Origin of the sequence: Colwellia sp. (assembly GCF_013215345.1) — a bacterium.
Classification (GTDB): Bacteria; Pseudomonadota; Gammaproteobacteria; order Enterobacterales; family Alteromonadaceae; genus Colwellia.
In genome coordinates this window covers 1-12823 of the sequence record NZ_JABSOV010000108.1, presented here as the reverse complement: position 1 = coordinate 12823, position 12823 = coordinate 1, and the positions used below count along the sequence as shown (strand labels likewise).

Below are 12823 nucleotides of genomic sequence, written 5' to 3'. Positions count from 1 at the left end.
TACGAATACAGCTTGCTAGGTTTTCTTGAGTATTTAAGGAGGTGGCAAACTGAGAAACGGCTACTCGCATGATTTATATTTTCCAGGTAAAGGGGGAAGGAGGTTTTAGCAAGGTGATTTTACCTTAAAAAACGTTCGATGAGGCTATATTATCAATCTTGACAGTAAGAAAGCTAACTAAGTTAATGCAGTTATTTTTTTTTGGTAGTTTGGCTAATTAAAAGAGTGAATAAAGCACAATAACCAGGGTGGTTAATAAGCCATTTAAACACATAGCTAATACTGCAAATGCGGCACACTGCTCACTAATTTGCACAGCGGAGGATGTACCTATGGCATGAGAAGCAATTCCTAATGATAGTCCCTTACTGATATCGTGTTTTATTGCCAGTAAGGAAAATAACGGTGTTGCTAAAGCGGCGCCAATAATGCCACTGATAATAACAAAGATCACCGCGATAGCAGGAATGCCACCAACGAGTTTAGTGATATCAATAGCAATGGGCGAGGTGATAGATTTACTGATCATGCTCAACAGTAATGAGCTATCAACCTTGAACAACCAAAGTAATAATAGCGCCGAGCAGGGCGATATTATTGCACCCAGTAGTAAAGGGATAAATATAGCGCTTTTGTATTTCGTTAATACCGCTAAGTTTTTGTAGAGCGGAACGCCTAAGGCCACCGTTGCTGGCGCTAGCATCATCATAATTACTTGGCTATTTTGTTGATAATCTTCAATGGCAATATCAAAGGCAGATAATAAGGCGACCAATACTAGGCCACTGAGTATTAACGGATGTGTTAAAGGGAAATGCTTACTGTAGTGATATAACTTGCTTGATAAGTTAAAAACTGTGCAAGTTATTAACAAATTAACAGCGAGCATAAGTAGCATGGTTGAGCTTGGCATTATTTTTTGTCATCCATCGCAGCATGATTTATTGAGCGCTTTGTTGATTCTTGTACTGCACGTTCAATGAGTTTATCACTGACTATACTGGTCAAAGATAGGGTAATTAAGGTACTGATGAAAAGTGCCAACAAACAAGCAAGCCAATAATCGGCTAAGGCAGGCCAAAAGAGCGTAATTGTCACCACATAAGGGATGAAAAATATCGCCATGTTTTTTAGTAAAAAACTACTGGCGATATCAAGTGACTCAGGTACTTTCTGTAATAATAAGCAAGCCCCGCAGCAAGCGATTAAACCAATGATTGCGGGCGGTAATGGGATTAAAGTACTCAACAACTCACCGATAAGTAAATACAGAAAAATTTGGCAAAAACCTAATGAAATTAATTTTAGCTTTTTTAGCTTAGATACTAGTTTAGGTATTATTTTAGCGGAGAGTTTTCTCATACTAGTTCCTTATATAACTTTGTCTCTTTCCAAAATGAAGTCATCAATAAATTGTTATTAAGTTTGTAAGATCAAATAGACAGCTAGATGATCACTTTATCTAACAAAGTGATCAAGCTCTTTATATAGGAAACACACTTGCTGGATTGGGGCTTATTGATATTTTTACGCCAATAAAGTCAAGTTGCTGATAATGGTATTGCTGTGATTAAACTTCTCTGTTCTCAAAGGTCAAATAAGAGCTTTCAGCATGGCACATGCCTAAGATAACTAAAACCCAGCAGAGGTCGTTTTTTACTCTTAAATGATGAGATATTTTAACTTGCAGCGCAATAATCCGATAGTTACTCATTAACATGAAGTTTATGCTTAACAAAAGTTAAATCACTTTAGCTTTAATTAGTTATCGAAAACTTAAGGATTAATAGTGAATTATAAAATAACACCAATACGCAGCGATTTTTTAATTAAGGTAAGAGAATCGGGCATAGATGATCAAAATCAGCCGGTAGTTACTCAGGTGGCAATGGGCGGAGAGCCGTGTCGAGACGTATTGCGGCGAGCGAATGTTGGTGAGGCATTAATACTCGCCAGTTATTGTCCGTTTGCAAAGCCCGGCCCTTATAAGGAATATGGCGCTGTTTTTGTCTTGGCTAACCAAGTTAACGAGTTGGTTAATTATGATAAATTCCCGCTACCGACTAACTCAGCTAATGATTACTTTGGTGATAGTTTTGTTTTAAGAGCCTATGATGAACATGAGTCTATCTATGCTGCTCGGTTAGTTACTCCCGCCAATGTCGAGCAAATTATTGTTGAACTATTTCAACAAGCTAGCGTTAAGTTTATTATCGCCAGGTATGTGGCATACGGCTGTTACAGCTTAAGACTTGATAGAAAGACAGCATGACAATAAAGGTAGTCAATATGGCCGATGATATATACTGGCAAGCAATAATTGAGCATGACTCAGCATTTAATTTTCAATTTTATTACGGTGTAAAAACCACCAGAATATTTTGTCATGCCTCATGTAAAAGTAAGACACCACTAAGAAAAAATGTCATTTATTTTGACAGTATTGCTTTGGCTCAAGCTGATGGCTATCGAGCTTGTAAGCGTTGCCAGCCTGACAGGAATGCTCAACAAGATACCGGTTTAATCAGGCTGCTTCATGCCTGTAAAATAATTGAACAGCACAATGAGGGCTCGTTAACTGCTTTGCAATTAGCTCATTCTATTGGTATCACTCAATTTCAAATCAATAGGATTTTTAAAAAGTATTTAGATGTCACGCCAAAAAGTTATATTGACCAAGTTCAGCTAAATTCGCTCAAGAAAAACTTACGCGCAAGCGATAATGTCAGCCAGGCTATTTATCAATCAGGTATTGAGTCCAGCTCGGTTATTTATGGCCGAATGAATAGTCATCTTGGCATGACGCCTAAAAAGTACCTTAAAGGCGGTGATGGCGTAACAATATCTTATGCTGTTGGTGAAACCCATTTAGGTCTTGTATTGATCGCGGCAACAGATAAAGGTTTATCATTTTTACAATTTGGCGATACTAAACATCAATTACTCGCTCAACTCGTCGCAGAATACCCAAGGGCTGAGATTAGCTTAATGGCCGAAAAAAGCGCACCGCAATTGCATCATTGGTTAAGTTTACTCAACTTGTATTTAGCGGGTTGTTCAACTGAGCTGAACTTGCCTTTAGATATCAGGGCGACAGCATTTCAAAAAAAAGTATGGGATTTTTTAAGAACTATTCCCTATGGGGAAATGATGTCTTACGGTGAAATCGCTCAAGCTATTGGTTCTCCTAAAGCTTACCGAGCTGTTGCCAATGCATGTGCGAGCAACAATGTCGCCTTGGTTATTCCATGTCATCGAGTCATAAGTGGCGATGGCGCTTTAGGTGGCTATCGCTGGGGCCAGGGACGCAAACGTCTGATAATTGATATAGAGGTTAAGAAAATATCTTGATAAGAGCATAGTACTTAGGTATCACTGAAAAGATAAAGGTTTATCCGCTACTGAACTTCAATGAAAAATATTGTGACGGCTTAGCGATAAAACAGTAAAGGTAAATACCTAGCTATACTTAGCTTAATGGTAAATAAATTGCTAGCTAGGGGTCTATTATGCATGTACAAATTTTAGTAACACACACCGATTTTTGTTTACCTAACCTAAAGCGTGAGCTCGACGATGTTGGTATAAATTACTGCGTTGAATATATTGAAGATAATCCTGAATTAGTTGAATCCCATCATATACGTCACTCACCCAATATACTGATTAATGGTAGTTTGATATTTAGATCTCAGCCGAGTGTCGGAGAGTTACGAACATTTTTCTTAGGTTAGTTGGGGGCATTTATGATGGCCTGCTTAACTCATATCGCCTTGCATGTTAAAGATGTCGCTAGCTGTGTCACTTTTTACCAAGACTATGCCGGCATGGAGTTAGTCCGCGAGAGGCATGTGAATGGCAAAGACATTATTTGGTTAGCAGAGCCTGGTAAAGCGAAGCAATTTATTTTTGTGCTCTTACCTGGGGGTCCAGGGCATCAACAATCATCAATGGACTTTTCACACTTGGGCTTTGCCTTAGCAAGTAAGCAACAAGTCGATGCTATAGCCAATAAAGCTAAAAGTGACGGTCGACTGTTGTGGCCGGTTAAAGAAGAGCCATACCCAGTTGGCTATTATTGTGGGGTGTTAGACCCTGATGGCAATAGAGTCGAATTTAGTTATGGTCAGCCATTGGGGGATAGTTAACTCCAGAGTTGAGATAACCGTTAAGTTAACTCAACTCAAAAAGCAATTAAATAACCGTGGCTATAATCAGTTAGAGCTTATTACTTTACGGTAAGTCAGCTTTGAAAATTTTTTTTTGTTGCGATTTCTATACCAGTATAAATAAAGACCTGAAAAAGCGAGTATCAAAGGACTTAAACCCAACAGACACCATATTAATTGGCTAGTCAAGCCAGCAAAATGGCCAAAGTGCAGCTTTCTAAAGCTATCAATGGTTACATGTAAAGCATTCGCGGATCTAACATCTTGTGAATGTAGCATTTTCCCCGAGTTTTTATCGTAAGTAATAGTGCTCGAATAATCACTGTTTAGTGGGTTATCCGAAGCAACTTTACCATAAAAGGTAATGTTCATTTCGGGCTCATAGGGCATTAACAGATAGGTAGCCTCAAAATCTTTAATATAATTTTTAGTACTGTCATGCAGTTTCTGGATTGAAAGTGACTGATCATAAAGTGTTTTGTTAATTAAATAGGGTTCTTCAATAATGTGCTCTGAGACTTCATGAACGACTTCGGCTATGTTCCAGTAAGCTCCGGTAAAAGCCAATATAAGAATGACCGGAGAACTCGAAATACCGACCATTTTATGCCGATCGCTAAAAAATATCCTACCTGCTTGTGAAAACCGTAAAGTAAAAAAGTTTAACCAAAATTTACGATATAAAATTAGGCCACTGATGCCTAGAAATAATAGCAACAACGAGACTATTGCACCTAAAAACATGCCATTGGTATCAAGCAGTAATTTAAAGTGTAGATCAAGTAACCAATCAGTTAAATCGTCCGATAAGCCGACAGGCTTGGAGAGAAGTTCTCCTGTGTATTGATTAAGATAAAGTTTAGACCAAGTATTTGATTGATGTTTGATCAGGTAAGCGGTATCCGTTCTTTGCTTATCATCAAATATTTCCCAACTGCCAATTTCATGATTTTGGTATGCTATTTTTACCTTTGCCATTAAAGTATCTAACGGTAAACGAGTGACAGGTGAATCACTGCCAACCATCATTTTTTCCGGCATTAACAAGGTATCTAATTCAACCTTGAAAACTAAAATACTGCCGGTCAAAGAAATGATAAATAAAGGTAACATGGCAATAAGTGCACCATAGGAATGCCATTTATATAATTTTTTTCTCATGCTTTTCACTTGGTTTATCTAATTAGTAGCTCACTTTTTTTGTAAGCGCTATCATAGGTGAATTTGAAATGAGTGTAAATACAAATAGAAGTGATTCCTGTTTGCTTTTTTGTTTCTTTGATGGTGAGTCTAAGTCATTAAATATAGGTTATGATAGGTGTTTTTCTTTGATTACAATGAGCTTCTATGGCAATTGAGCAAGTCTCCTAACTCGATGGCGGCTTGGCGTAATACTGACTCAAAAGCTAATAAGTCAGCTAAACTTTGCGGTTCACAGGAGCATCAGTGAAAAGACAGGTAAACAATTTGCCATTCTGATCTTTAATGGGCACCGAGCAGGCAACCATAGCATCGACAAATTATTCGTTGTCAGTTCTTAACTCATTTTGCCAAACAAAGCGGTAAATACTACAGGGTGTATATTTCTGAGTCCGAACGCTTGTGCATTTCGCCTCTGGTTAATAGCGCATTAACAGCGGTTTGTACTTGATCAATATTATGTGCATATCTTTCATTAGCAAGCCATTGATTACATATACGCTGCACTGAAGCGGATGCTTCTGGGTGCACTGATAGATAATTGATAATGCCTGTTTGGATTTCACTGTGAATGTCATTCATTTTCATAATGATTGCCCTTAATGTGTAGCGTTTCATATACAAGCTTAGTGTATTAAGGGCTTTTTTTCCTGCCTTGAATTTGCAGGGAAGGTGTAATTTCGTTAGTGCTTTTGTCACTTAAGCGACTATTATTAAATGGGGGCGATATGAAATATGACCGAAATAAAATAGCAATTGGACATTACTTGTCTAAGACCAATATCCATTTACGTGATGACAATGTGAAAATAGCTTTTGGTGATGAGTTTGATATAACGGATGTATTAAAAAACAATCAAGTTGAAATTTTATTCCACCAAAAAAACTACACTTTTGATAGGGATATTTTAGAGGGCGCAATTATTGCTTTAAGCCACTAAGTGCTTTCAGCCACAGTTACATTAGGTCACTAGCGAGTTGATAAATTTTGAAGGTAGTTACCTCCATGGCTAGCTATGGCTAAATTTTATTTATGCTATAGCTGTATTTTTTTAGCGCTTTATTTAGCTAATGCTCTGTCATAACTAGTGAGTATTTCTTTACGGGCCTGTTCAATGCCTTGCCAGCCTTCTATTTTAACCCACTTGTTTTCTTCAAGCTCTTTATAGCGTTCGAAAAATAAGGTGATTTGAGCCGTTAATAGTTTAGGTAAGTCGTCGACATCAACGATATTTTCATATTCCCTACTTAAGCTCTTATGGGGTACTGCTAGTATTTTTGCATCTTGCCCCGATTCATCCGTCATTTTTAATACCGCGACTGGCCGACAGCGAATCACACAACCCGCCTGTAAAGGGAAGGGCGTTGGTACCAAAACATCAAGAGGATCGCCATCGAGGGAAAGGGTATGATTTATATAGCCATAGTTACAGGGATTATACATAGGTGCTGACATAAATCGGTCGACAAACAAGACCCCAGTATCCTTGTCTACTTCATATTTTATCGGTAGGGCATTGGCGGGTATTTCAATAATGACATTAATATCATCAGGCAAATGTCTACCTGCGGGCACAGTATTTAAACTCATATTAATCACCTAAATAAACTTAATCATTAAAAGAATAGCCTACATTTGGTCGCTGTATATACCAGTCTCATTCAGCTTAGCAAAACACTGTTCAAATAAAAAACAGTTATTATTGAAATTTATTTACTATATCCACTATATATTTTTACTCATTGGCCAACAACCGGGAACATGGATGATTACGGCGAAAATTTTCCACAATTTTTAGCTTAATTGGAACAAGCTAAACATTTAACTTACCTAAAAGATGTTGCTGAGCTTGAGTGGTTATTTCATCAAAGCTCATTAGGACAGGACAGTGGTGGATTTGATTGGACTAAGCTGGCAAAAATTTCTCCAGCAGACGCCTTGCAATTGAAGTTCTCACTTGCTCCAGCGGTGGCTTTAATAAAATCGACACATCCTATTGATAAAATTTGGCAGATGAACCAAGATCTTGAGTTAGACCTAGATGGCGCTAGTAATACTTTTTCTGCTTTTTAGGCGGGGTCTAAAAACTGACATGATGGTCATAACGGCGCGTGAATTTGCCTTACTGCAATCATTTAGCAATGATCAGCTATTTGCTAGGGCAATTGAAAGCGCCACTGCGGTAGATACTAATATATCGATAGATAATGCCCTGAAAAATTATATGCAATTAGGTGTGCTGTGCGGTTTTTCTATATATAGTATTTTCTATAGAGAAAATATTATATAAAAACAGCACTAACTAAGTTTAGCTAAGCTAAATTAAGTGTAACTAAGCTCAGTTAAACGCTGTTTTTCTTGGTGCTTTAAGCGACTTATTTTAGTTACAGATCAGCATGTGGACCAAACACTTCATAATGAATATTTGACGCCACTACCCCTAGATTTAGTAACTGCTGCTTAGCAAATTGCATAAAAGCAATCGGGCCACAAAGGTAAAAATTTCCTTGCTCAATAGGTAAGTCTACTTTAGTTAAATCCATCATGCCGTGATGAATATAATCTTGTTCAACGACTTCATTACGATACCAAATGTTTTGCTGCCAATTATTTTCATTAATAAGCTCGGTGGTTCTGGCTGCAAATGAATGCTGTTCACTATTTTCACAGGCGTGTAAATAATGCACTGACTCGTTATAACCTTGCTGGGCTAGTGTCTCTAACATGGCTTGCATTGGCGTTATACCTACCCCTGCTGATAACAACACTACCGGCGCTTGACGGTCAGTAAAGAAAAAGTCTCCTGCTGGTGCATACAAATCAATCTCATCACCAAGTTGTAGATCATCATGTAAATAATTAGACACTATGCCTTTAGGAGCCAATTTTTTAGCAGTAGCGCCAGCAACTTCTGCTAGTTCACGTTTAACTGAAATTCGATAAGTTTCATTATTGGCTTTATCAGATAAAGAGTATTGACGAATTTCTTTAAACTCCCTATTTGGGTCGCACACTTCAATGCCTAGGTACTGACCAGGCAGATATGCTATTACCGGTTTGTCATCAACAGGCATAAAAATAAAGCTGGTAACTAGTTTTGACTCAACTATTTTATCGACCACAGTAAATGTTCTAGCATCGCGCCAACCGCCTAATGTTTCTGCGCGCTGTTGGTAAAGTTCTGCTTCTCTATCAATAAAAATTTGTGCTAAAAACTGATAGGCTGCTGTCCACGCTTCTTCAACCTCGGCGGTGAATGCATCACTGGCTAATTCACGCAACGTTTCAATAAGGTGGTGACCAACTACAGCATAGTGCGGCGCTTTAATATTAAAGCTGGTATGTTTTTGCGCGATACGTTCTACCGCAGTAGTTAACACCGCTAGATTTTCAATATTTTTAGCATAGGCAGCTATCGCTTCAAACAAAGCAACTTGCTGTCTACCTGAGTGTTGATTGGCCATATTGAAAATGTCTTTTAACTCAGGATTATGGCTGAATAGTCGTTGATAAAAATGATCGGTTAACGCGGGACCAGCGTTCTCTAAAAGGGGAATGGTACTTTTTATTATATCGATGTGCTTATCAGTTAACATGATTACTCCTAAGGTAAACTGAAATGATGAATATGCCCAAGGTAAAGTCACCTTAGGATCTTTTGAATTAATATTTATTTAAGTTTGTCTTGGCTTATTTAATGACGAAAAGATTTAACTATTTTTTTAGTCGTTAAAATAGGCAGGTAAACTTTCAAGAAAAGCATTCCCGCGATTAGCCAGGCTATGGCACTAACATTCCAACTAACAAGTGGTTGCTGAACTAAGCTGGGCAAAATTGCTCGTGTCAGCGCAGAAAAAAGAATAAGAAAGAATATCCATGACACCAGTTTACTTGGTGTTAAGGCTCTGCCGGTGTGACCAAGAGATACTCTACTCATCATGGCAAAGATCATTAAGCCCATTGCCGCGATAGTGATCAAATGCAGTGCATCAGCGAAGGTAATTGCTATGTGGAGGTATTCAATAGTCTGGGTTGTTAAGTAACTCATGCCTAATAAAATTAACCCTAAGCCAAGGGAGAAATAAGCAAGGTGCAAAGACCACAATAAAGCGATATTTCTGGTGGCAAAGCTACGCCAGTAACACTGTCTAATAAGGTGCAGCAGGCCAGCAGTTATCATCAACCCCGCGGGGCTAAAGGGTAAATCAATAAAGGCCGAGCTAAAAAACACCAGTACACCTGAAATTGAAGTGATGGTTAATAAAGGTGTCAGCCAACTAGGTACTGTTATCGGCTCTAGCTTAGCGCCGGAGACAGTAAAAAATGGAATTACTCGGCCGCCTAAAATTCCCATCAACAAGCAAAACATTAAGACACAGGTGCGAGCAATATGACGAGCTAACTCATAGTGGCCGTTAAAATCGAGCAGGAGTAGGGCAATGTTAAGCAGCATTAAAATTGATAATAATGGAATAAAAAGGTAATTTCGGCGGTTGCTACTTTTTAGCACCAAACGAGTAAAAACGATTATCGAGCCAAGCCACCAAAAGCTTTGCAAGACAATTGCCATGATGATGGTGCTAGGCAGGTTAATAAATAACTCCACTCTAATTAATAGCCAAAGTGCAATAAAACCGAGTACTGGCCAGCCTTTTATACTTGGCTGACCTGTCCAAGTTTGCGCAGCAGTGAGAATAAAACCAACGGCTACCGTGGCGCCAAAGCCGAAAATCATTTCATGAATATGCCAAGTTAACGGTGAAATACCATTACCGCTAAAAGTGAAATAACCATTTAAGTACGCTGCCCAAATGCCTAGCGCGAATAGTGAGCTAGCGACAGCCAGAAAAAAGTAGCTTCTAAACGGTAAGTCTAATACTGGATGTTGGTCTATATAATTGAGCACAATAAGGTTTTGGTTGTCATAGCCTTGTTGAGCATATCCTTGCAGCTCACTTCCGTGAGCGGTATGGCTTAATTGAGTAATTTCAGGGTCTTGAATTTGTAGCATGTTAAAAGTTCCTTTTGCCAAAACCGTGTAAAGCAACACAGCGCAGTACATAACCAATTTTAAGTAAACCAGCAAAAACTATGGTGGCTATATGGGCCGATATTTGCGCTGAAATGGCAAAGTGTTGGTCATAGCCGAAGGTGATAAATATGCAGCTAGTCACCACTAAAAAAGAGGTCAGCATTAGGTAGTTGCCAATCACTAAGCATTTTTGCAAGCTTAATGCGTTTTCTATATTGGGTAGTTGACGAGCGATGATAAATTGCGAATACATGCTGGATCCTGTCTGCTTTGATTTATTTTATTACTTACTCTGTATATAGCAAAGTAAGTGCCAACTATTTTTATTTAGTTAATTCATGATGTTATGTTTTTATTGTGTTTGCGTGTAGTCTAAATGACTCTGTGTTGTTGTGGTCAATATGACTCCTTCGTGTTATTTTGTCCTATGCACAGAGTTATTTGGTAAAGCGTTATTAGATTAAGAGCATTATCAGCACGACTCTTTCAGGAAAAATATTATAGGAAAGGTATGAAACAAATATCATCATCAGCAGTTATTGAACTAGCGCTTGATCTAGCTACTAGCTTAAATAGCAAGGATAGATTTGACCGCTTATTAGATACAGTTAAGAAAACCATTGCTTGCGATGCTGTGGCATTACTCTCCTATCATGGCGATATCCTTAAACCCATCGCCTTGCAGGGTTTAAGTCGAGATACTTTAGGGCGACGTTTTTACATTGCAGAGCACCCTAGGTTTGCTGAGCTTTGTCAGTCTAAAGCGCCGATTCGATTTGCCGCTGACTCACCATTACCAGATCCCTATGATGGTTTGTTAATAGATAGAGCGGGGGATTTACCTGTGCATTCATGCATGGGTTTACCACTGTATTATGATGATAAGCTTTTAGGATTATTAACCATCGATAGCCTTACGCCACACGACTTTGAAGATATCGAAGTACGCACCCTAGAGGTCATATCAGCCATGGCCGCAGCAACCCTGAATACAGCGTTGTTGTTAGAACAACTTGAAAGTAGGGCTGATCACTCTCAGCTGGTGGTCGCGGAGTTAACAGAAGAAGCATGGAAGCGTGATGGTGGAGAACTTATCGGTGATAGCCCTATCATGTCACAACTTAAACAAGAGTTAGATATAGTCGCATCATCTGATTTTAATATCTTAATCTATGGTGAAACGGGTGTTGGTAAAGAGTTGGTTGCCCGTACCTTACATCAAAAGTCCTTACGCCAACATGGCCCTATGGTTTATGTAAATTGCGCGGCCTTACCCGAAAATCTAATTGAGAGTGAATTATTTGGTCATGTAAAAGGTGCTTTTACTGGCGCGGATAAAAACCGTGCCGGTAAGTTTGCTCTCGCCGATGGCGGCACCTTGTTTTTAGATGAAATTGGGGAGTTACCTTTAGCCGCACAAAGTAAGATATTAAGAGCGATACAAAGCAATGAAATTCAACCTGTCGGTCAAGATAATGTTGAAGAAGTGAATGTTCGTATTGTTGCTGCGACCAACAGAAACTTAAAAGAAGAAGTGGGCGAAGGGCGTTTTCGTGCCGACTTGTACCATAGATTAAGTGTCTACCCCATTAGAGTGCCAAGGCTTTATGAAAGGGTTGGCGATGTGCAATTGTTAGCGGGATATTTTGTCGAACAAACTCGGCGTAAGCTTGGTATTGCTCAGTTAAAAATTACTGAACAAGCGATTGTCCACTTAACACAATATGATTGGCCAGGTAACGTGCGCGAATTAGAGCACGTGGTCAGCCGAGCGACGCTAAAGGCGCGTGCCCGCCAGCGTGGTAAGGCGATAATAGCTATCGAGCCTGAGGATTGTGGCTCACTGCAAGCGGTAGGAGTAGAGCAACCAATAGAACTTATTGCTGAAAATGCTTTTTCATCGACAACAGATGAGCGTGCTATTTTACCCCTAAAGACAGAGACTGAAAATTTTCAAAAGCAATTGATTAGTCGTGTTCTCAAAGAAGAGCAGGGTAATTGGGCGGCAGCGGCAAGGCGCTTATCAACAGATCGAGCCAATTTAAATCGTATTGCTAAACGCTTGGATATAAAAGTGGTCAAGTCAGTCGTTTAAGGACGAGATTAGCTGATATTAAGCGACTAGAGTTTTAACTAGTCGCTTTTGCTAATATATTAAGCAGTTACTTCGCCAAAATCGTTAATACCGCACTGTTCATTGCTTGTGTTGCCGTAGCAATAACCTTTTCGGCATCAGGAGCCCAAAACGGGCTGTGTAGAGATGGTAAAGCTGCGCCAGTTTCTTGTGCCGCTTGCCATTTATCATGTGGCACACCACCTACCCAAAATATCATACTTTTAATGCTGGTATCCGCGCGATAATAGCGGCCAAAATCTTCACCAGCCATCACTGCTGGCACTTGCATTACCCGATCTTTACCA

General features: G+C 39.1%; 16 protein-coding genes and 1 pseudogene. 8 read left to right on the top strand and 9 right to left on the bottom strand.

The features are described 5' to 3' along the window. Nucleotides 1-217 precede the first annotated feature (217 nt). On the bottom strand, nucleotides 218-913 hold the full coding sequence (locus tag HRT50_RS14480; RefSeq protein WP_291615713.1) for an LrgB family protein: 696 nt from the start codon (nucleotides 911-913) through the stop codon (nucleotides 218-220). Continuing rightward, nucleotides 913-1362, bottom strand: a complete 450-nt coding sequence (locus HRT50_RS14475) for a CidA/LrgA family protein (protein WP_291615711.1) — start codon at nucleotides 1360-1362, stop codon at nucleotides 913-915. The genes HRT50_RS14480 and HRT50_RS14475 overlap by 1 nt, the downstream gene beginning before the upstream one ends. A gap of 427 nt (nucleotides 1363-1789) precedes the next feature. Between HRT50_RS14475 and HRT50_RS14470 the strand changes: the two genes are divergently transcribed. The 4 genes from HRT50_RS14470 (at nucleotide 1790) to HRT50_RS14455 (ending at nucleotide 4148) form a co-directional block, all read left to right on the top strand. Beyond that, nucleotides 1790-2272 (top strand): DUF1203 domain-containing protein, encoded by a 483-nt coding sequence (locus tag HRT50_RS14470; protein WP_291615709.1) that lies wholly within the window; start codon nucleotides 1790-1792, stop codon nucleotides 2270-2272. 17 nt (nucleotides 2273-2289) lie between these two features. Then, a complete protein-coding gene (locus HRT50_RS14465; RefSeq protein WP_291615707.1) occupies nucleotides 2290-3351 on the top strand; it encodes a bifunctional transcriptional activator/DNA repair enzyme AdaA in 1062 nt (353 codons plus the stop codon). Nucleotides 3352-3509: 158 nt separating this feature from the next. Next, nucleotides 3510-3734, top strand: a complete 225-nt coding sequence (locus HRT50_RS14460; RefSeq protein ID WP_291615705.1) for a hypothetical protein — start codon at nucleotides 3510-3512, stop codon at nucleotides 3732-3734. A 12-nt stretch (nucleotides 3735-3746) separates the two neighbouring features. Continuing rightward, nucleotides 3747-4148, top strand: a complete 402-nt coding sequence (locus tag HRT50_RS14455; protein WP_291615703.1) for a VOC family protein — start codon at nucleotides 3747-3749, stop codon at nucleotides 4146-4148. Between the two features lie 66 nt (nucleotides 4149-4214). On the opposite strand, the gene HRT50_RS14450 is transcribed toward HRT50_RS14455, so the two are convergent. Beyond that, a complete protein-coding gene (locus tag HRT50_RS14450) occupies nucleotides 4215-5330 on the bottom strand; it encodes a PepSY domain-containing protein (protein WP_291615701.1) in 1116 nt (371 codons plus the stop codon). A gap of 408 nt (nucleotides 5331-5738) precedes the next feature. After that, nucleotides 5739-5957, bottom strand: coding sequence for a hypothetical protein (locus tag HRT50_RS14445; protein WP_291615699.1), 219 nt, complete (start codon nucleotides 5955-5957; stop codon nucleotides 5739-5741). Nucleotides 5958-6097: 140 nt separating this feature from the next. Here HRT50_RS14445 and HRT50_RS14440 point away from each other — a divergent pair, with 140 nt between their 5' ends. Further along, on the top strand, nucleotides 6098-6310 hold the full coding sequence (locus HRT50_RS14440) for a hypothetical protein (RefSeq protein ID WP_291615697.1): 213 nt from the start codon (nucleotides 6098-6100) through the stop codon (nucleotides 6308-6310). Between the two features lie 119 nt (nucleotides 6311-6429). Here the strand turns inward: HRT50_RS14440 and ppa are convergent, their stop codons facing one another. Further along, nucleotides 6430-6960 (bottom strand): inorganic diphosphatase, encoded by a 531-nt coding sequence (gene ppa, locus HRT50_RS14435; protein WP_291615695.1) that lies wholly within the window; start codon nucleotides 6958-6960, stop codon nucleotides 6430-6432. A 213-nt stretch (nucleotides 6961-7173) separates the two neighbouring features. On the opposite strand from ppa, the gene HRT50_RS14430 reads away from it, so the two are divergent. Beyond that, nucleotides 7174-7443 carry a hypothetical protein gene (locus HRT50_RS14430; RefSeq protein ID WP_291615693.1) on the top strand — a complete coding sequence of 90 codons (270 nt, stop codon included), beginning with the start codon at nucleotides 7174-7176 and terminating at the stop codon, nucleotides 7441-7443. A 19-nt stretch (nucleotides 7444-7462) separates the two neighbouring features. Next, a complete protein-coding gene (locus HRT50_RS14425; RefSeq protein ID WP_291615691.1) occupies nucleotides 7463-7660 on the top strand; it encodes a hypothetical protein in 198 nt (65 codons plus the stop codon). A gap of 94 nt (nucleotides 7661-7754) precedes the next feature. On the opposite strand, the gene hmpA is transcribed toward HRT50_RS14425, so the two are convergent. The 3 genes from hmpA to HRT50_RS14410 are packed head-to-tail and all read right to left on the bottom strand — an operon-like array spanning nucleotide 7755 to nucleotide 10655. Then, a complete protein-coding gene (hmpA, locus tag HRT50_RS14420) occupies nucleotides 7755-9017 on the bottom strand; it encodes an NO-inducible flavohemoprotein (RefSeq protein ID WP_291615689.1) in 1263 nt (420 codons plus the stop codon). Between the two features lie 47 nt (nucleotides 9018-9064). Beyond that, on the bottom strand, nucleotides 9065-10381 hold the full coding sequence (locus HRT50_RS14415) for an NnrS family protein (protein ID WP_291615687.1): 1317 nt from the start codon (nucleotides 10379-10381) through the stop codon (nucleotides 9065-9067). Between the two features lies 1 nt (nucleotide 10382). Beyond that, entirely contained in the window at nucleotides 10383-10655 is a 273-nt protein-coding gene (locus HRT50_RS14410; RefSeq protein WP_291615685.1) for a hypothetical protein, read from the bottom strand. Between the two features lie 258 nt (nucleotides 10656-10913). Here HRT50_RS14410 and norR point away from each other — a divergent pair, with 258 nt between their 5' ends. Then, on the top strand, nucleotides 10914-12497 hold the full coding sequence (gene norR / locus HRT50_RS14405; RefSeq protein ID WP_291615683.1) for a nitric oxide reductase transcriptional regulator NorR: 1584 nt from the start codon (nucleotides 10914-10916) through the stop codon (nucleotides 12495-12497). Nucleotides 12498-12564: 67 nt separating this feature from the next. On the opposite strand, the pseudogene HRT50_RS14400 reads toward norR, so the two are convergent. After that, nucleotides 12565-12823 (bottom strand): annotated as a pseudogene (locus HRT50_RS14400) (amidohydrolase); the annotation flags it as partial.